Raw genomic sequence first — 18,958 nt, forward strand, 5'->3', positions numbered from 1 at the left:
TCAGGCGCGAATGACCCGGGCGGTATTGCCTTCGATGGCGACGAGACGCACACGCTCGCCGGACGGGATGTCACTGTCGGCCACGCAGACCCATTCCTCGTTGCCGAGGATTGGCTTCTGAAAACGCACGCGGCCTTTCTGGAATTGCGAAACGCTGCTGATCAACAGCCCGACTTCGCCGATCACGCTGTCGGCGGTCCAGCGCACGTCCGGCTGCTTGCGGCGGAACAGCTTGAACCACAGGGCGGTGGTAACGGAGGAAAACAGCACCCACATGAGTACCTGCATATCCAGTTGCAGGTTGGGGGCGGCGAGCGAGATGAGTGAAACCAGCACGGCACCGATGCCGAACCAGATGATGAAGAACGTGGGCAGGACCAGTTCGAGCAGGATCAGCGCGATACCGAAGACCAGCCAGATCCACCATTGCATTTCCATATGAATAAAGCCTTCCAGGGGAGGGGGCTTTGAGTTTAAGGCTGAGGGCGCGTCCATGGCCACCGAGACGTATCTGGCATTAGCGCTAGAAATGTTCAACGGTTGTTGTAGGAAAAGTCAGACTGATTATGTTTGCTGTCCAGGTGTGGACAGCCAATCTTCAACTCGCAAACCGGGAACGCGCATGAACTCACGCAGGTTGTTGGTTATCAGGATGAGCCCCCGCGCACGAGCATGGCCAGCAATCAGCTGATCATAAGGGCCGATCGGTGTTCCAGCCTTTCGATAGGTGTATCGAGCATCTCCTGAGCATTAAAACCCTTCGCGTTCCTGATCGACTGGTTGGTCGCGGCTGGCCACGAAGTCTGGGCTTACATCATCCCCGTCAAACCATGTGTCCCATGATTCTCCGGCGGGCGTAATGATGCGGGCTCGCCCCACTGCAACGATATCCACTCGGGTTACCTCATCGGGAAGGGCGACGGATTTCGGCAAGCGGATGGCCTGGCTGCGGTTGCTTTTGAAGACAGCACCTTGCTCCATGATGGGCCTCCTTGGAAGCGGCAAACTGTGACTGAAATTTAAGCTGAGCGACGTATATGTCAATGGGATATACGCTCGGCCGGCGTGCGATCAGAGGTCAAGGGCGGTGAGCAACTGGCTGGCTTGGGAAAATGCGACGTCAACCTCCGGGAGCATCGGGCGTTGCAAAATCAACACTGGCACTCTACGCTCGCGCGCTATTTCCAGCTTCGGCTCCGTCGCCACGCTGCCGCTGTTCTTGCTCACCAGCACATCGATGTTGCGCCGTGTAAACAGCGCCCGCTCATCTTCGAGATGAAACGGCCCACGCGCACCGATCACTTCGCAGCGATCGGTGCCAGGGCAGGCCTCCAGCGCCCGCAGCGTCCAGAACTGTTCCGGTGGAATCTCCTCGAGGTGCTGCAGCGGTTCGCGCCCGAGGGTGAACAGCGGCCGCCTAAACGGCTTGAGCGCTTCCATCAGCCCGGCCCAGTCGTCCACCTCGCGCCAGTCATCACCTGGTTGCGGCACCCAGGCTGGGCGGCGCAAGGCCCAGCAGGGGATACCGACGGCTTTAGCGGCAACAGCGGCGTTTCGGCTGATCTGAGCCGCATAGGGGTGGGTGGCATCGATCAGCAGCGTGATGCCGGCTTCGCGCAGGTAACTGGCCAGGCCTTCGGCGCCACCATATCCACCAACCCGTACCTGGCACGGCAGGTCCTGCGGCACGCGGCCGATGCCGGCCAGGCTGTAGACATGCTCGGGCCCGAGCTGGCGGGCGATGGCCAGGGCTTCGGTGACCCCACCCAGCAACAGGATGCGCCGGCTCATTGCCAACCCGCCTTGCCGACGATGCCGCCCTGGCGGTCGATGGCGAACACTTCCACCTGGACCTGCGCCGGCACCACGCTGCGGGCGAAGGCCCGGGCATGGGCGCAGACCGCATCACCCAAGGCGATACCGGCAGCGTGGGCCAGCGCCAGGGCTTGCTGGCTGGTGTTGGCGGCGATGATCGCGGCCTGCAGGTCGGCATCGGCGCCGATGTCTGCGGCCCAACCGGCCAGTTGCGGCAGGTCGATGCTGGAATGGCGGCTGTGCAGGTCCATGTGCCCGGCGGCCAGTTTGCTGATCTTGCCGAAACCACCGCACAGGGTCAGGCGGGGGACCGGCACTTTGCGCAGGTGCTTGAGCACGGCGCCGACGAAGTCGCCCATCTCGATCAGCGCGATCTCCGGCAGGCCGTAGACCCGGCGCATGGTGTCTTCGCTGGCATTGCCGGTGCAGGCGGCGATATGGGTGTAGCCATTGGTGTGGGCGACATCGATGCCCTGGTGGATCGAGGCGATGTAGGCCGCGCAGGAGAACGGCCGGACGATGCCGCTGGTGCCCAGGATCGACAACCCGCCGAGGATGCCCAGGCGCGGGTTCATGGTTTTCAGCGCCAGTGCCTCGCCACCCTGTACGTTCACCGTGACCTCGAAGCCGCCCTGGTAGTTGCAGCTGTCGGCCAGCTGCTGCAGGTGCTCGCCGATCATGCGCCGTGGCACCGGGTTGATCGCCGGTTCGCCAACCGCCAGTACCAGCCCCGGGCGGGTGACGGTACCTACGCCAACGCCTGCGACAAAGCGTACGCCTGGCTCATCCAGCAAGCGCACCTGGCTGTAGAGCAGCGCGCCGTGGGTGACATCCGGGTCGTCGCCGGCATCCTTGAGCGTACCGGCCTCGGCGCGCTCGCCGTCGCGGCGGCAGAACTCCAGGCGCATCTGCACCACCTTGCCCTTGGGCAGGGTGATGCTGACGGCGTCGTCGCTCAGTCCGCTCAGCAGCAGGCGCGCGGCCGCAAGGCTGGTGGCAGTGGCGCAGCTGCCGGTGGTCAGGCCGCTGCGCAGGGGGGCGGGTTGTTCGCGGGTTTCCTCACGCATCGAAGGGTTTCACCACGTCGAGCAAGGTGATCGGCAACGCCTGGCGCCAGGTGTCGAAAGCGCCGAGGGGCTGCGCCTGGGCGACATGAATGCGGGTGAGCTCGCCGCCCTGCTGCTCGCGAAAATGCGCCAGGGCCAGTTCGCTTTGCAGGGTCACTGCGTTGGCCACCAGCCGCCCGCCAGGGCGTAGCCGTTCCCAGCACAGCGCCAGCACGCCTTCGCGGGTGACGCCACCGCCGATGAAGATCGCATCCGGGCGCTCCAGCTCGGCCAGCGCCTGTGGCGCCTTGCCGCGCACCAATTGCAGGCCGGGGACGCCAAGGGCATCACGGTTATGTTCGATGAAGCCCTGACGGCCTTCGTCGGCCTCGATCGCCAGCGCTCGGCAGGCCGGATGGGCGCGCATCCATTCGATGCCGATCGAGCCGCAGCCTGCGCCCACGTCCCACAACAATTCGCCGGGCTGAGGGGCAAGACGGGCCAGGGTGATGGCGCGCACGTCACGTTTGGTCAGCTGGCCGTCGTGGCGGAAGGCGTCATCTGGCAGGCCGGGAGTGCGAGCAAGGCGAGGGGCGTCTGCTGTGGCCTGGCATTCGATGGCGACCAGGTTCAGCGCGGCGATCTCGCGGTGAGGCCAGTCATCGGCACTGCCCACCAGCTGGCGTTCGGCTGCACCACCGAGGTGCTCGAACACCTGCAGCCGACTTGGCCCGAAGCCTCGCTCGCAAAGTAGCGCGGCGATGGCGGCAGGGCTGTCGCCATCGTTGCTCAGCACCAGCAGGCGCAGGCCGCTGTACAGGTGGGCATTGAGTGCGGCGATGGGGCGCGCGACCACCGATACCACCTGCACATCCTGCAGCGGCCAGCCCAGACGGGCGGCGGCCAGAGCGCAGGAGGAGGGCATCGACAGCACCTGCATCTCTTCGGCTGGCACCTGCCGCGCCAGGCTGGCGCCGACGCCGAAGAACATCGGGTCACCGCTGGCCAGCACGCACACAGCTTCACCGCGTAGGGCCAGGACCGGGGCCAGGGAGAACGGGCTCGGCCAGTCCTGCTGGGTGGCAGTTACACAGCGGGGCAGCAAGGCGAGCTGGCGCGGGCTGCCGATGATCCGCGAGGCGCCAAGCAACGCGCGGCGGGCCTGTTTGCCCAAGCCGCTGAAGCCGTCTTCGCCGATGCCTACTACTGTCAGCCAGGGTGCCATTTGTTTCTGATCCGCCATTTTTGGGGGGACGCTTCGCGGGACAAGCCCGCTCCCACAGGGTCGATGCAGTACCTGTGGGAGCGGGCTTGCCCCGCGAAAAGGGCGCCGCAGTGATGAATGCTCGACCACCGGTTTTTCATGCCGCCGGACAAAGCAGGCATAATACCGCGCCTTCTACACTCAAGCGCACATTCAGCGATTGCCGGACGCCCCATTGAAGCAGGTCCAAACCCCTACCGTATCGCCCCGTCCCTCGGCCTGCCCGGGGTTGTGGCGCATCGTCGGCGCCCGTGATGGCGGGATCTGCCGGATCAAGCTGCCCGGTGGCCTGCTGCTGGCCGACCAGGCCGATGCGGTGGCAGGCGCTGCCGAGCGATTCGCCACCGGCGTGATCGAGGCGACCAACCGCGGCAACCTGCAGATCCGTGGCATTGGTGACGATCAACAGGGCCTGATCGACAGCCTGCTGGCCGCAGGCCTCGGCCCGCGCGAAGCCGCCAGCGACGATGTGCGCAACCTGATGCTCAGCCCCCTTGCCGGCCTTGACCCGGCGATGGTGCTGGACGTGCGGCCATTGGCCGCACAGGTGCTCGACCTGCTGCAAGGCACCCCGCGCTTTCACCAGTTGTCGGCCAAGTTCGCCCTGCAACTGGACGGTGGCGAAAGCCTTGCGATGCTCGATCACCCCCACGACCTGTGGCTCTCGGCATTGCGCCTGGAGCAGCGCACCTGGCTTGCGTTCGGCCTGGCCGGCTGCCCAGCCGATGGCCAGGTGCTGGGTGCGGTGCCGTTGGAGCAGGGCCTGGCGCTGGTGCGGGCAGTGCTTGAACGCTTTCTCGACCTGGCCAACCCGGAACAGGCGCGTATGCGCCAGCTGCTTGAAGACTGCACGGTGGACAGTTTCATCGAAGGGTTGGGGCTGAGGATCCGCCGCGATGCCGCCGTCCTCGATTGGCGACGGGAAGCCGGCAACAGTCCATGGCTGGGTGCGCTGGAGCAACAGCAGGGCATGGCGCTGGGCGTCGCCCCGCCGCTGGGCCGGCTGACGAGCGACATGCTCCGCGGCGTTGCGCGGGTCGCCCGTGAACAGGGCGATGGCAGCCTGCGGCTGAGCCCTTGGCAGAGCCTGGTCCTGCCCAATATCGCTGGCGCCAGCATTGCCGAGGCGCAACGTGAATTGTCGGCCTTGGGCCTGCTTTGCCACAACCATGAACCCTTGGCCCGCCTGGTCGCCTGCACCGGCAGCAGCGGTTGCGCCAAGGCGCACGGCGAAACCAAGGCCGACGCCGTGACCCTGGCCACCCTGTTGCCCGCTGGCGCCCCTGCCAGCGTGCACCTGTCCGGCTGCCACCGATCCTGCGCCGTGGCCCATGTCGCCCCGGCGACTCTGCTGGCTCGCTCGCCGGGCCGCTATGACCTCTATTTGCGTGACGCGCGCCAGCCGGGCTTCGGAGCCCTGCGCGCCGCCAACCTCACCTTGAAAGAAGCAGGCGCCATGCTCGCCCTGCCGACGGAGCACCTTGATGATTGATTACATCCGCGATGGTCAGGAGATCTATCGCAATTCCTTCCGCATCATCCGTGAGGAAGCGCGACTCGAGCGGATTCCCGCAGACCTCGAGAAACTCGCTGTGCGCGTGATCCACGCCTGCGGCATGGTCGAGGCCATCGATGGCCTGCAGTTCTCCGAAGGCGCTGGTCGCGCTGGGCGTGAAGCCCTGGCCAAGGGTGCGCCGATCCTCTGCGACGCGCACATGGTCGCCGAAGGCATCACCCGCGCACGCCTGCCAGCGGACAACAAAGTCATTTGCACCCTGCGCGACCCGAGCGTGCCTGGCCTGGCCAAGGATGCCGGCAACACGCGCTCGGCCGTAGCGCTTGAGCTATGGCGGCCGCACCTGGAAGGCAGCGTGGTGGTTATCGGCAATGCACCCACTGCGTTGTTCTACCTGCTGGAAATGATCGACGCCGGCGCGCCGAAGCCTGCGCTGATCCTTGGCTTCCCGGTCGGCTTCGTCGGCGCTGCCGAGTCCAAGGCGATGCTTGCCGCCGACAGCCGTGGCGTGCCGTTCGTGATCATGCAGGGCCGTCTGGGTGGCAGCGCGATGGCCGCCGCCGCAGTCAACGCCCTCGCCACGGAGGTGGAATGATGACCCCGCGCGGCCGCTTGCTGGGCCTGGGCGTAGGCCCTGGCGACCCTGAACTGATCACCCTCAAGGCCCTGCGCCTGCTGCGCGAGGCTCCGGTGGTCGCCTACTTCGTGGCCAAGGGCAAGCGTGGCAATGCCTTCGGCATCATCGAGGCGCACCTGCAGCCTGCGCAAACGCTGCTGCCGCTGGTCTACCCGGTGACCACCGAAGCGCTGCCGGCACCTTTGTCGTACGAGCAGGTGATCAGCGACTTCTACGACGAAGCCAGCGTGCAGGTGGCCGAACACCTCGACGCCGGCCGCGATGTGGCGGTGATCTGCGAGGGTGACCCGTTCTTCTATGGCTCCTACATGTACCTGCATGACCGCCTTGCGCAGCGTTACGACGCGCAAGTGATACCCGGTGTCTGCTCGATGCTCGGTGGCGCTTCGGTACTGGGCGCCCCGCTGGTGTACCGCAACCAGAGCCTGTCGGTGCTGTCGGGCGTGCTGCCGGCCGAAGAGCTCAAGCGCCGCCTGGCCGATGCCGATGCGGCGGTGATCATGAAACTTGGCCGCAACTTCCCCAAGGTACGGCAGGTGCTCGGCGAGCTGGGCCTGGACGGGCGTGCGTTGTACGTCGAGCGGGCGACCATGGCCAACCAGAAGATCGTCGCGCTGGACGCGGTCGATCCGCAGTCCTCGCCGTACTTCTCGCTGATCATCGTGCCGGGTGAAAAATGGCAGGGATGAGCATGCACACGGCACCGGCAATCATCGTGCTTGGCGCTGGCAGTCTGGCCACCGCGCAGCGCATCCAGCAGCTGTATCCACAGGCGACCATCCATGGCCTGTCCGGCCGGGTCGAGCAGGCCGACCAGTATTACCAGACGTTCGGCGACACGCTGCGGGCGCTGTACCAGCAGAACACGCCGATCATTGCGCTGTGCGCGGCAGGGATCGTGATCCGCAGCCTGGCCGGCCTGCTCAGCGAGAAAGGCGCAGAGCCGCCGGTGCTGGCGGTGGCCGAGGACGGTAGCGCGGTGGTGCCGCTGCTCGGTGGGTTGAGTGGCGTGAATGTCATGGCCCGCGAGATCGGTGCGGCCCTGGGCGTAGCGGCGGCGATCACCACCAGTGGTGAGCTGCGTTTCGGCACCTGCCTGCTTAACCCGCCCGAGGGTTACGCGCTGGCGGACATCGAGCAGGGCAAGCGTTTCGTTTCCGACCTGCTGGCAGGCGAGGCCGTGCGTATCGAAGGGGATGCACCTTGGCTGGCACAGGCTCAGCTACCGGCCAGTGAATCTGCCCGGCGCACCATTCATGTGGGTTGTGAAGCGCGACCTGGCCGCCGTGACGAGTTGCTGATTCACCCCCGCTCGGTGGTGGTCGCGGTGGATGATTGCAGCACCGGTCTGGTCGAGCGGGTAGGTGATGCACTCTCTGCAGCGGGCATCGCCGAGGCATCGCTGGCCTGCCTGCTGGTCGACGAGCAGGCGATGGCCGAGCCATCTTTGCAGGATGCCGCCCAGGCGCTGGCAGTCGAGCTGCGTTTCGCTGCCAAGGACAGCACGCTAGCCGGCATGGCAGCCGAGGCCATGCCGGATGCCCGGCTGATAGAGCAGCCGGGCCTGGTCATCGCGCTCGCCCCGACCCCGGTCGAGGTCGCGCAGCTTGGGCGCAAGCGCGGTCGCCTCGCCGTGATCGGTCTGGGGCCGGGGGCTGCCGAACTGATGGTGCCGGCAGTCAAGGCGGAGCTTGCGCGGGCGCAGGATATCCTCGGCTATGAAACCTACGTGCGCATGGCCGGCCCGTTCCGCGATGACCAGGTGCAACACTGCACCGACAATCGCGAGGAGATGCAGCGTGCCCGGCATGCCTTCGAGCTGGCGGCTCAAGGGCGTTCGGTGGTGGTGGTCTCGTCGGGTGACCCGGGCGTGTTTGCCATGGCTTCCGCCGTGCTGGAAGCATTGCACGCGTCGACCGACCCGGCCTGGCACCGTGTCGATCTGCAGGTTTTGCCTGGCGTTTCGGCTTCGCTGGCAACGGCCGCGCAGGCCGGTGCGCCGCTGGGGCATGACTTCTGCGTGATGTCGCTGTCCGACAACCTCAAGCCTTGGGCGACCATCGAGCAGCGCCTCGACCTCGCTGCCCAGGCCGATCTGGTGCTGGCCTTCTACAATCCGATCTCACGCGCCAGGCCCTGGCAGTTGGGTGTCGCCCTCGACGTCGTGCGGCGTCACCGCAATGGTGACACGCCTGTAGTCCTTGGCCGTGACATCGGTAGGCCGGGCCAGACGCTGAAGGTGGTCTCTTTAGCCCAACTGCAGCCTGAAATGGTCGATATGCGCACCATGGTATTGGTCGGCTCATCCACCACCTGCGCGTTTGAGCGCGTTGGCGGTGGCACATGGGTTTATACGCCTCGCTGGTATCCGATGCCACGCTGAGCGCGTAGGAAGGGCTTCCCACCAGCCCTGCAGCAGCCCTGAGAGTAGGGTGAAAACGCCTTGATGACTCGCGTCGAGGCCTACTCTCGAGGAGCTGTACATGACGACTGAAATTCGCAGTTCTGGCAACAATACCGCTGCGGTCATCGAGCAATCTTTATTGGCTTTTGGTGCTGGCCTGGACGCAGCGGTGCGGGCGGACATCAAGAACGCGTACCAGTTCGCCTCCCGGGCGGCCAGCCACAGTTTCTCCTCCGAGGGGGAGACCGAGCAGTGGTTCAACCATTTCATAAAGGTGATGCACGATTGCGGTTGGGTGACCTTGATGAAATCGTACGAAATGGAGCGTTCGCAGTCACAATCACTGAAGCTAGGTGCGGTTGTTTACAAAACCATGAAAGTGGTGGGCCAGGCCGTTCTGAGCAATCCATTGACCGACGCGCTGGCCAATCTGGCGGCCGACGCGCTCGAAAGTTTGGGCAAGGTTAACCAGGCCCAGGAAATTTTCACGCGCAACCTCAGGGAGAGAAGGTCGAGCACGGTGGGCTTGGGCGCGTGTATCCAGAACGAGGTTGGGGAAGTCTTCCTGGCCATGAGTGCGATCGACAGCAAGCCGTTTGACGATCATCAGCTCAATAACGTGGTGTTCGAATGGGAAAGCAAGTCGTCGGCGGTCTACAGCGGGGCTGTGGTGTTCGTCTTCAACCGCTTTATTTATGACGTCGTGCGCGACCATATCCGACAGCGGCTGACGGACAGTGCAGTCAGCAACATTCTGGATTACGACATCTGACAAGCCTGCGGGGGAGGCTTGCGGCCTCCTCTCGGACCTGTGTTCCTCGCCCAGGAGGCGTTGATGGATACTGAGAAGTACACGTTATGGCTTGTGTGCGGTGCGGCCCTGTTGATCGATAATTCGCTGACCTTGCAACAGCGTCAAGATGTGCTCGATAGCGTGCTCTATGCGCAACTGCGAGCGGACAAGCGTTCTGCAGGGCGCTGCATCGATCACGGCCAGTGGTTTGCACACTATTGCCGCAGCTTCGACGAGCTGGGGTGGACACGACTGCTCAAGCATCACGAGCGAGCACCCCTCGACACTGCTCCCGCTTCTCTGCCGATGTTGATGCAGCATTGGCTGTTGACGCAGGACGAAACATTGGGGGGCGATATCCACGGCATCGCCCAAGCCTTGGCGGCTGCCTCTGCGCGCAAGCATCTCGCGCGGTTTGTCCAGCCGCTGGAAGTGCGGTTGAACGAGCTGGGTGTGGTATCGAGCGCCGGCGTTCTCGCCTTATGCAGCGCATATTCCAACGCGCGGCCAGCGGCGCAAGCCGACGAGGCTCATGCTGGAACGTGCGAGCTGCGCGGTTGGGTGGGCAGCGTGGACGAAGAAATCTATGCCCTGCAACGGCCAGGTTTGCGTGAATTGATGGAGCGAAGGTGCACCGGTGCGCTGATCACCTATCTTGGCAAGCTGAGTGCGGGAGGTGTGGATGGACAAGCCTAGGGCGTCGGTGGTGGGGGGCAGTCTCGTTTCGTTTCTGCCGGGTATCACTGAGCAGCAGCGTCAGTCCGTGCAGTTGGCCTTGCTGATGGCAGAGCGGGTGACGCGTACCGATCATCGAGATGGATTGGTCCAGGATTGGTATTCCTATTACCGACGGCGTTTACAGTACCTGGGCTGGGATGCTTTGACAGCTGAACAGGTCCATTGGCCGAAGCCTGAGCGCACGGTCATTGTCGACAGGGCCTTGCAAAGGATCGATCAACTCGCAGGGGAGCGGCATACCAGCAGCCTCTCGCTGGCAATTCCAGCGATGTTGGGAAGTGACATTCCGTTGCTGAACTTTGAACAGCGCACCCGCCAGTTGGGCTTGTTCCGACTCATCCCGTGTGCGCCGAGCCGCAATGGCTATGTGGATATGGTTTTGTATCACGAGTCGGGGGAGCGGGAGTTGTTCACCACGGGCTTTCTTGGCAGAGCGGTCGAAACGAAGGTAGTCAAAGCCGAACTGGTACGCTTCAACGTCCGGCTTTTCCAGCAGGAGCATGAAGCCATCGTGCTCGAGAATGTGAAGAGCGTGATGCGAAACGAGATAAGGACGATCCACATCTAGGGTATCAAGTAACCCCTGATCCCGGTGAAGATGATCTGCGCCGCCAGGGCGCAGACGAACAACCCCATCAAGCGGCTGACGATCTGCAGGCCCTGTTCGCCGAGTATCCGCTCGATCCCGTGCGACAAATAGAGGACCAGGCCCACGGTGAAGCTGGCCAGGGCGATGCTGACGATGGCCAGCGCCTTGTCGTCCCAATGCGGCTGGCCTACGCCCATCACCAACAAGGCGCCGATGGTGCCTGGGCCTACCGTCAGTGGGATGGTCAGCGGCACGATGGTAACGTCCTGCTGTACGTTGTCGGCCTGCACCGCGGGCTTGCCCTGGGCCATGCCCAGCGCCGAAATGAACAGCACGCTGCCGGCACCTATGCGGAAGGCGTCGGCGGTAATGCCGAAGATGCCGAAAATCGCTCGCCCGAACAGGTACAGCAGTACGCTGGCGACCAGCGCAGCGAAGGCGACCTTCCAGGCCAGCTGCTTGCGCTCTTTGCTGGAGTAGCCCCGGGTCAGGCTGATGAAGCACGACAGCACGAAGAACGGGCTGAAGAGCACCAGCATCTTCAGGTAGACACTGAACAACTCATGGAGCATGGGCTGGGTCCTTGTAGAAGCAGTACCGGCTACTCGGTATGCAGCGGATCGGTCTTGGCTTCGCGCTGGTTCGCCCAATACTGGATCAACTCGCGCAATTGCGACAACTCCACCGGCTTGGCCATGTGCCCATCCATGCCGGCCAGGCGTGCGCGCTCCTTGTGTTCGGCAAGGATGTGCGCGGTCAGTGCCACCACCGGCGTTCGCTGGCGCTGGTTGGCGATTTCCCAGGCGCGCAGTTGCTGGGTGGCGGAGAAGCCATCGAGCACTGGCATTTCGCAGTCCATCAACACCAGGTCATAGCGCTGGGCTTTCATTGCCTGCAGGGCTTCTTCGCCGTTGCTGGCGGTGTCCGGTTCAAGGTTGAGCTTGCCAAGCATGCCGCGGATGACCTTGGTCGAGATGCTGTTGTCTTCGGCGACCAGTACCCGGAAGTCACCGGGCAGCTCGTGGCTCGGCGCAGGGGCTGGCAAGGACATCGGTATGGTTTGTTCGCGGCCGCGCTGGGCCAGCTCTTCGGCCAGGGTCGTCTTGAGCGTGTAGCCGGCGACCGGTTTGGCCAGGATGCGCTTGACCCCGGCATTGCGCGCGATGACTTTGCTCGGCGCATTACTGATGCCGGTCAGCATCACTACCAGGATGTCGTGATTCAGGCTGGGGTCTTCTTTGATCTTCGCCGCCAGCTGCATGCCGGTCATGCCCGGCATGTTCTGGTCCAGCAGCACTGCATCGAAATAGTCGCGCAGGTGCGCCTTGGTGCGCAGCAGGGCAAGGGCTTCCTTGCCGGAGGGCACCGCGCTGACATTCATGCCCCAGGCGCTGCACTGCTGCACCAGCACCTTGCGGCAGGTGTCGTTGTCGTCCACCACCAACACTCGAGCGTCACGCAGCGGGCCGTCGAGGTCGGCTGGCGGCTGCTCCAGGCGCGATGGGTCGAGCGGGAGGGTGAGCCACAGGGTATTGCCCATGCTGGTGCTGCTCTTGATGCCGAACTCGCCTTGCATGAGGCCGATCAGTTGCTTGGCGATGATCAAGCCCAGGTGGCCGCCGAGCTTGTTGCTGGAAAGGAACTGATGGCTGTGCAACTCGGCCTGCAGCAGTGCTTCGCGCTCGGCGGCGGGCAAGGGCTCGCCGCTGTCCTGGACGGCGATGCGCAAGCGGGGGATTTCACCGCGTTGGTCCAGCGCCACCACCAGCAGGATTTCCCCCTGGTCGGTATTCTTGAGGGCGTTTTCCAGCAAGCTCGAGAGTGCCTGGCGCAGGCGCGTGGGGTCGCCGCTGACGACCCGCGGCACCTGTGGCTGGGTGAAGCTGATCAGTTCGATGTTCTGCTGTTCGGCCTTGGCCCGGAAGATGTTCAGGCAGTCTTCGATCAGGGCGTTGAGGTCGAACTGCACATCGTCCAGTTCGATCTGCCGCGATTCGAGCTTGGAAATGTCGAGGATTTCGTTGATCAGCGTAAGCAGCTCGTTGCCGGCGCTGTGGATGGTCTGCACATAGTCCCGTTGCTTGACCGACAGCGGCGTGCCCAGCAGCAGCTCGGTCATGCCCAGCACGCCGTTCATGGGGGTGCGGATTTCGTGGCTGATCTTGGCCAGGAATTCGGCCTTGGCGTTGATTTCCGCGTCACTGGCGGCCAGCGCGCGGCTGACGCTGAAGCGCTCTTCGCTCATGCGCCGCAGGCGCTCGCTCACTGCAAGGTTGAGCAGCAGGCCGCTGGCCACCGCCAGGCCGAGCAGAATACACAGCAGCCACGGCGTTGAAGTACGGGTCAGGCCGAGCAGCGCGGGCAACAGCAGCAGCCCGCCGAGATTGAACACCATCATCGCCAGGCTGAACAGGCGTGCTGGCGCATAGCCTTTGTACCAGTGGTAGCTGCTGACCAGCAGCATGCTCACGCTGCCCAGGGCCATCAGGGCGTAGGTCATCAGGTTGAGCGGCAGCGTGTCGACGAACAGCAGGATCAACCCGCTGACTGCAGCGACCAGAATCTCGCCCTGCAGCAGGCGGTTGAGCTGTGGCGAATTGCAGGGCGCGAAGAAATGCTGGGTGAAGTACAGCCCGGCCATGCCTGCCAGTACCAGGGTCAAATAGGCTGCCGGGGTTTGCGCACTGTGCCACAGGTGCCACCAGGGCCCGCTGAGGTTGAGCAGGATCAGGCCACTGAGCAGCATCAGGCCATGGTACAGGGCAAGAATCAGAGTGGTGGTGGAGCGGGTATACAGAAAGCGGATCAGGTTGTGCAGGATCAGCATGACCAAGCCGCCGAACAACATGCCGAACAACAGCGGCTGACTATGGTTGGATGCCGCCATGGCTGCGGGTTCAAGGCTGATGGCCGGGCGCAGCTGATGCTCGGAAACCAGGCGCACGTAGATGTCCAGCGTTTGTGGGCTGTTCGGCAGGGGTATCACATGGTCGCTGCCGCGCAGGGTCGGGCTGCCGCCGTCACTGGCTTGGCCGTGGTGCAACTGGCGTAACAGTTTGTCGCCGGCGAGGGCGTAGAGGTCCAGGCGCGAGAGGTCGGGTGCGAAGACCCGCAGCAGTTGCTCCTGATTTCCCGGTTCCAGGCGATAGTGCAGCCAGAGGGCCTGTTCTGCCGGGGCCGCATCGAGGTCGCGCAAGGCGGTCGGGCTGAACTGGCTACGGTAGCGGTCCGAGCGCACATCGCTCAGTTGCAGGTTGGCCTGCTCATCGAGCAAAGCGGACCAGCCTCCGCCTTGATCGGCGTTCGCCGGGAGCAGGCAGAGCATTGTCAGCAAGCTGACGATAAGAGCAGTGGCAATCCGAAGCCGACGCACTACGAGATCCCTTCCAAGCCGATGTGCCATTAACTAACTATGCGCGGCGCGCCAAGTCGAAGGCAAGGCCCCGGTGGGGCCCTGTCGACGAGCCGAATGTCGCATATGCAAGGCGCCGCGGCCATCCGGTAAAGGTTACTTCTGGTGTTCACCGCGCTCGCGAGCGATGGCCCGGTAGCCGATGTCGGTACGGTAGAAGCTACCCTTCCAGCTGACTTCCTTGGCCAGACGGTAAGCCTGCTGCTGAGCGTCGGCAACGGTACTGCCCATGGCGGTGGCGCAGAGCACACGGCCGCCGTTGCTGACGACCTGGCCGTCCTTGAGCGAAGTGCCAGCATGGAACACCTTGCCTTCGATCCTGGCTGCTGCGTCCAGGCCGCTGATCGCGTCGCCCTTGGCGTAGTCGCCTGGGTAACCGCCGGCTGCCAATACCACGCCCAGGCTCGGGCGCGGGTCCCACTGCGCTTCGACCTTGTCCAGGGCCTTGGCGAACGCGGCTTCGATCAGCAGCACCAGGCTCGATTCCAGGCGCAGCATGACCGGTTGGGTTTCCGGGTCGCCGAAGCGGCAGTTGAACTCGATGACCTTGGGGTTGCCCGCCTTGTCGATCATCAGGCCGGCATAGAGGAAGCCGGTGTAGACGTTGCCTTCCTCGGCCATGCCGCGCACGGTTGGCCAGATAACCTGGTCCATCACGCGCTGGTGCACGTCGGCGGTGACCACGGGGGCAGGGGAGTAGGCACCCATGCCGCCGGTGTTCGGGCCGGTGTCCTGGTCGCCGACGCGCTTGTGGTCCTGGCTGGTGGCCATTGGCAGCACGTTGTGGCCGTCGACCATGACGATGAAGCTGGCTTCCTCGCCGTCGAGGAACTCTTCGATGACCACGCGCGAGCCGGCTTCACCGAAGGCATTGCCGGCGAGCATGTCGCGCACGGCGTCTTCGGCTTCCTGCAGGGTCATGGCGACGATCACGCCTTTGCCCGCAGCCAGGCCGTCGGCCTTGATGACGATCGGCGCGCCCTTTTCCTGCAGGTAGGCGAGTGCCGGCTCGATCTCGGTGAAGTTCTGGTAGTCGGCGGTCGGGATCTTGTGGCGAGCCAAGAAATCCTTGGTGAAGGCCTTGGAGCCTTCCAGCTGGGCCGCGCCCTTGGTCGGGCCGAAGCAGTCCAGGCCGCGGCTACGGAACAGGTCGACCACGCCGATGACCAGTGGCGCTTCCGGGCCGACGATGGTCAGGTCGACGTTGTTTTCGGCGAAGTCGGCCAGTTGCTCCAGGGCGGTAACGTCGATGGCGACGTTCTCGCACTTGGGCTCGATGGCGGTGCCGGCGTTGCCTGGGGCAACGAAGACTTTCTCGACGCGTGGGTCCTGGGCGACTTTCCAGGCCAGGGCGTGCTCACGGCCGCCGCTGCCAATGATCAAAACTTTCATGTCAAAACCTCTGTGTGGCGGCGATCCCCGGCCCTTGTAGGAGCGGATTCATCCGCGATTGCGGCGCTGAATCCAGCATCGCAATCGCGGATGAATCCGCTCCTACAGGGCCGGGGATCGGCCTGGTACCTGATTAGTGGCGGAAGTGGCGCATGCCGGTGAACACCATGGCGATGCCGGCTTCATCAGCGGCAGCAATCACCTCGGCATCACGCATCGAGCCACCCGGCTGGATCACGGCGCTGATACCCACTTTAGCCGCATTGTCGATGCCATCACGGAACGGGAAGAACGCGTCCGATGCCATCACCGCACCCTGCACCTGCAGGCCAGCATGCTCGGCCTTGATGGCAGCGATGCGGGCGGAGTTGACGCGGCTCATCTGGCCGGCGCCGACGCCGATGGTCTGGCGCTGCTTGGCGTAGACGATGGCGTTGGACTTGACGAACTTGGCCACTTTCCAGGCGAACACCAGATCGTGTATTTCCTGCTCGGTCGGCGCACGCTTGGTGACGATCTTCAGGTCATCGGCGCTGATCATGCCGATATCGCGGCTCTGCACCAGCAGGCCACCGTTGACGCGCTTGAAATCCCAACCGGCGGTACGCTCGGCTGGCCATTCGCCGCACTCCAGCAGGCGCACGTTCTGCTTGGCCGCAACCACGTCGCGGGCCGCCTGGGAGATTTTCGGGGCGATGATCACTTCGACGAACTGGCGCTCGACGATGGCCTTGGCGGTTTCGCCATCCAGCTCGCGGTTGAAGGCGATGATGCCGCCGAATGCCGACTCGGTGTCGGTGGCGTAGGCCAGGTCGTAGGCCTTGCGGATGCCGCCTTCGTCTTCGGGGACGACGGCCACGCCGCACGGGTTGGCGTGCTTGACGATGACGCAGGCCGGCTTGACGAAGCTCTTCACGCACTCCAGCGCGGCGTCGGTGTCGGCCACGTTGTTGAACGACAGTTCCTTGCCTTGCAGCTGCACGGCGCTGGAGATGCTGGCTTCGCCCTTGTTGGCTTCGACGTAGAACGCCGCGCTCTGGTGCGGGTTCTCGCCGTAGCGCATTTCCTGGGCTTTGACGAACTGGCTGTTGAAGGTGCGCGGGAACTCGCTGCGGCCTTCGGTCGACAGGGTGTCTTTGGCCTGGTCGATGGTGCCCATGTAGTTGGCGATCATGCCGTCGTAGGCGGCGGTGTGCTCGAATGCCTTGAGCATCAGGTCGAAGCGCTGGGCGTAGGTCAGGCCGCCGGCCTTGAGGCCTTCGAGGACGCTGGCATAGTCGCCGGCATTGACCACGATGGCCACGTCCTTGTGGTTCTTGGCAGCCGAACGGACCATGGTCGGGCCGCCGATGTCGATGTTCTCGATGGCGGTCGGCAGGTCACAGCCAGGCTTGGCGATGGTGGCTTCGAACGGGTAGAGGTTGACGGCAACCAGGTCGATCGGCTTGATGCCATGCTCGTTCATGATGGCGTCGTCGGTGCCGCGACGGCCGAGGATGCCACCGTGGATTTTCGGGTGCAGGGTCTTGACCCGGCCGTCCATCATTTCTGCGAAGCCAGTGTAGTCGGCCACTTCCACCGCGTTCACGCCGTTGTCCTTGAGCAGCTTGTAGGTGCCGCCGGTGGACAGGATCTCGACACCGAGCTGCTGCAGCTCACGGGCGAATTCGAGGATACCGGTCTTGTCGGAGACGCTGATCAGGGCGCGGCGGACTGGCAGGCGGGTAGTCTGGTCGGTCATTTCGGGTTCCAATAACGCGGTGGAGTCAGCAAAAAAGGCGTCTCTTCGCAGAGGCCGCCTTTTCTGATTGGGATTCTGGCTTACAACAAGTCGTACTGCTTGAGCTTCTTGCGCAGGGTGCCTCGGTTTAGCCCGAGCATCTCGCTGGCCTTGGTCTGGTTGCCCTTGACGTAATTCATCACGCATTCGAGCAGGGGCGCCTCGACTTCGGAGAGCACCAGGTTGTACACGTCAGTGACGGTCGCGCCTTCCAGGTGTGCGAAGTAGTTGTGCAGCGCCTTCTCGACGCTGTCACGAAGGGTCTGGCCCTCTTCGCTCGGCGTGTTGAGGTGCTGTTTGAGGTTGGCGTTGTCGCTCACGGGCGTTGTTCCACTCACTAATGTCTCGGTCATCATCGTCATGCGGCCACCCCTTGTCCGTCCTCTGTCTCAAGGCTCTGTCGACGTTCGCTGAAATACTCACGAACGTTGGCGCACTGCGCTTGTGTGTCTTCCAAAGCGTTGAACCGGGAGCGAAACTCCTTGCCGCCGGGTCGTGTCGCCAGGTACCAGCCAACGTGCTTGCGGGCGATACGTACGCCCATCACATCGCCATAGAAGGCATGCAGCGCGGCCAGGTGCTCCAGCAGGATGCGTTCCACTTCGTCCAACTGCGGGGCCGGCAAATGCTGGCCGGTCGCTAAAAAATGTTCGATCTCGCGAAAGATCCATGGCCGCCCCTGGGCAGCCCGGCCAATCAGCAGGCCGTCGACCCCGGTGGCGTCCAGCACCGCCCGGGCCTTTTCTGGCGAGGTGATATCGCCGTTGGCGAACACCGGAATGGACACCGCCTGCTTGATGGCAGCGATGGTGTCGTATTCGGCGTCGCCGGTGTACAGGTCGGCGCGTGTGCGGCCATGCACCGCCAGCGCCTGGATGCCGGCCTGTTCGGCGATCTTCGCCACGTTCAGGCCGTTCTTGTTCGCCCGGTCCCAGCCGGTGCGGATCTTCAGGGTCACCGGTACGTCCACCGCGCCGACGACGGCATGGAGGATCTCGTTGACCAATGCTTCATCTCTCAATAAAGCAGAGCCTGCAGCTTTGTTGCAGACTTTTTTTGCCGGGCAACCCATGTTGATATCGATGATCTGGGCGCCCGCTTCGACGTTGGCCCGTGCTGCCGCGGCCATCATCTGCGCATCGCCACCGGCGATCTGTACCGAGCGCGGCTCGGGATCACCTTCGTGGATGCGGCGCAGGCTCGACTTGCGGCTGTTCCACAGGCTCATGTCGCTGCTGACCATCTCCGATACCACCATGCCCGCGCCAAGGCGCTGGCAAAGTGTACGGAAAGGCTGGTCCGTGACCCCGGCCATGGGCGCGAGGATCAGGTTGTTGCGTAGTGTATATGGGCCGATGCGTACCGCCGACATAGGTGTTCCCTGTTGTGGGGCCGAATCATTGGAGTTCGAAAAAGGGTTGGCATGATACCCGCTCTCGGTGACCGGATAAAGATGGATTTGGATAAAATCTGTACAGTTGTCGGCTTATAACCTTTGCGCAGGTTAGCAGGGCCTCTGTGGGAGCGGGCTTGCCCGCGAACACGGGCGAAGCCCGTGCTATCCCGCGCGCT

Annotated in this window: 18 protein-coding genes and 1 pseudogene; 7 read left to right on the forward strand and 12 right to left on the reverse strand. The window is 63.9% G+C overall.

Annotated features, from left to right (window positions below; translation table 11 throughout):
- The 6 genes and pseudogenes from ACIPZF_RS07135 to cbiE form a co-directional block, all read right to left on the reverse strand.
- Complete coding sequence (locus tag ACIPZF_RS07135; RefSeq protein WP_400796955.1) at positions 1-438, reverse strand: NfeD family protein; 438 nt, start codon at positions 436-438, stop codon at positions 1-3.
- Between the two features lie 126 nt (positions 439-564).
- Positions 565-720 (reverse strand): annotated as a pseudogene (locus ACIPZF_RS07140) (VapC toxin family PIN domain ribonuclease); the annotation flags it as partial.
- A gap of 30 nt (positions 721-750) precedes the next feature.
- Complete coding sequence (vapB, locus tag ACIPZF_RS07145) at positions 751-981, reverse strand: type II toxin-antitoxin system VapB family antitoxin (RefSeq protein WP_400796958.1); 231 nt, start codon at positions 979-981, stop codon at positions 751-753.
- Positions 982-1,071: 90 nt separating this feature from the next.
- Complete coding sequence (locus ACIPZF_RS07150) at positions 1,072-1,791, reverse strand: cobalt-precorrin-6A reductase (protein WP_400796960.1); 720 nt, start codon at positions 1,789-1,791, stop codon at positions 1,072-1,074.
- Positions 1,788-2,882: a cobalt-precorrin-5B (C(1))-methyltransferase gene (locus tag ACIPZF_RS07155; protein WP_400796963.1), complete on the reverse strand. Its 1,095-nt coding sequence runs from the start codon at positions 2,880-2,882 to the stop codon at positions 1,788-1,790. The genes ACIPZF_RS07150 and ACIPZF_RS07155 overlap by 4 nt, the downstream gene beginning before the upstream one ends.
- Positions 2,875-4,086: a precorrin-6y C5,15-methyltransferase (decarboxylating) subunit CbiE gene (gene cbiE, locus ACIPZF_RS07160; RefSeq protein WP_400796965.1), complete on the reverse strand. Its 1,212-nt coding sequence runs from the start codon at positions 4,084-4,086 to the stop codon at positions 2,875-2,877. The genes ACIPZF_RS07155 and cbiE overlap by 8 nt, the downstream gene beginning before the upstream one ends.
- 199 nt (positions 4,087-4,285) lie before the next feature.
- Here cbiE and cobG point away from each other — a divergent pair, with 199 nt between their 5' ends.
- From cobG to ACIPZF_RS07195, 7 genes are all read left to right on the forward strand, one after another.
- Positions 4,286-5,617, forward strand: coding sequence for a precorrin-3B synthase (gene cobG / locus ACIPZF_RS07165; RefSeq protein WP_400796968.1), 1,332 nt, complete (start codon positions 4,286-4,288; stop codon positions 5,615-5,617).
- The gene (locus ACIPZF_RS07170; protein ID WP_400687210.1) at positions 5,610-6,236 is read left to right on the forward strand and encodes a precorrin-8X methylmutase; all 627 of its coding nucleotides are present in this window, start codon (positions 5,610-5,612) and stop codon (positions 6,234-6,236) included. Before cobG ends, ACIPZF_RS07170 begins: the two co-directional genes overlap by 8 nt.
- The gene (locus ACIPZF_RS07175; RefSeq protein ID WP_400796970.1) at positions 6,233-6,967 is read left to right on the forward strand and encodes a precorrin-2 C(20)-methyltransferase; all 735 of its coding nucleotides are present in this window, start codon (positions 6,233-6,235) and stop codon (positions 6,965-6,967) included. Before ACIPZF_RS07170 ends, ACIPZF_RS07175 begins: the two co-directional genes overlap by 4 nt.
- 2 nt (positions 6,968-6,969) lie before the next feature.
- Positions 6,970-8,661: a precorrin-3B C(17)-methyltransferase gene (gene cobJ, locus ACIPZF_RS07180; RefSeq protein ID WP_400796972.1), complete on the forward strand. Its 1,692-nt coding sequence runs from the start codon at positions 6,970-6,972 to the stop codon at positions 8,659-8,661.
- A 100-nt stretch (positions 8,662-8,761) separates the two neighbouring features.
- Positions 8,762-9,454: a hypothetical protein gene (locus tag ACIPZF_RS07185; RefSeq protein WP_400796975.1), complete on the forward strand. Its 693-nt coding sequence runs from the start codon at positions 8,762-8,764 to the stop codon at positions 9,452-9,454.
- Positions 9,455-9,517: 63 nt separating this feature from the next.
- The gene (locus tag ACIPZF_RS07190) at positions 9,518-10,171 is read left to right on the forward strand and encodes a hypothetical protein (RefSeq protein ID WP_400796977.1); all 654 of its coding nucleotides are present in this window, start codon (positions 9,518-9,520) and stop codon (positions 10,169-10,171) included.
- Positions 10,158-10,781: a hypothetical protein gene (locus ACIPZF_RS07195; protein WP_400796979.1), complete on the forward strand. Its 624-nt coding sequence runs from the start codon at positions 10,158-10,160 to the stop codon at positions 10,779-10,781. Before ACIPZF_RS07190 ends, ACIPZF_RS07195 begins: the two co-directional genes overlap by 14 nt.
- Here ACIPZF_RS07195 and ACIPZF_RS07200 read toward each other — a convergent pair.
- The 6 genes from ACIPZF_RS07200 to dusB all read right to left on the reverse strand — a co-directional run bounded on the left by ACIPZF_RS07200 (position 10,778) and on the right by dusB (position 18,758).
- Positions 10,778-11,374: a MarC family protein gene (locus ACIPZF_RS07200; RefSeq protein ID WP_400796982.1), complete on the reverse strand. Its 597-nt coding sequence runs from the start codon at positions 11,372-11,374 to the stop codon at positions 10,778-10,780. The two genes, ACIPZF_RS07195 and ACIPZF_RS07200, sit on opposite strands and share 4 nt — an antisense overlap.
- Before the next feature lie 29 nt (positions 11,375-11,403).
- The gene (locus ACIPZF_RS07205) at positions 11,404-14,175 is read right to left on the reverse strand and encodes a response regulator (protein WP_400796985.1); all 2,772 of its coding nucleotides are present in this window, start codon (positions 14,173-14,175) and stop codon (positions 11,404-11,406) included.
- A 135-nt stretch (positions 14,176-14,310) separates the two neighbouring features.
- Positions 14,311-15,606, reverse strand: coding sequence for a phosphoribosylamine--glycine ligase (gene purD, locus ACIPZF_RS07210; protein ID WP_400796988.1), 1,296 nt, complete (start codon positions 15,604-15,606; stop codon positions 14,311-14,313).
- A 133-nt stretch (positions 15,607-15,739) separates the two neighbouring features.
- Complete coding sequence (gene purH, locus ACIPZF_RS07215; RefSeq protein WP_400796990.1) at positions 15,740-17,347, reverse strand: bifunctional phosphoribosylaminoimidazolecarboxamide formyltransferase/IMP cyclohydrolase; 1,608 nt, start codon at positions 17,345-17,347, stop codon at positions 15,740-15,742.
- Between the two features lie 80 nt (positions 17,348-17,427).
- On the reverse strand, positions 17,428-17,748 hold the full coding sequence (gene fis / locus ACIPZF_RS07220; RefSeq protein WP_011535876.1) for a DNA-binding transcriptional regulator Fis: 321 nt from the start codon (positions 17,746-17,748) through the stop codon (positions 17,428-17,430).
- The gene (gene dusB / locus ACIPZF_RS07225) at positions 17,745-18,758 is read right to left on the reverse strand and encodes a tRNA dihydrouridine synthase DusB (protein ID WP_400796993.1); all 1,014 of its coding nucleotides are present in this window, start codon (positions 18,756-18,758) and stop codon (positions 17,745-17,747) included. Before dusB ends, fis begins: the two co-directional genes overlap by 4 nt.
- Between the last annotated feature and the right edge of the window lie 200 nt (positions 18,759-18,958).

The organism is Pseudomonas sp. NPDC089752 (genome assembly GCF_044748725.1).
Classification (GTDB): domain Bacteria; phylum Pseudomonadota; class Gammaproteobacteria; order Pseudomonadales; family Pseudomonadaceae; genus Aquipseudomonas.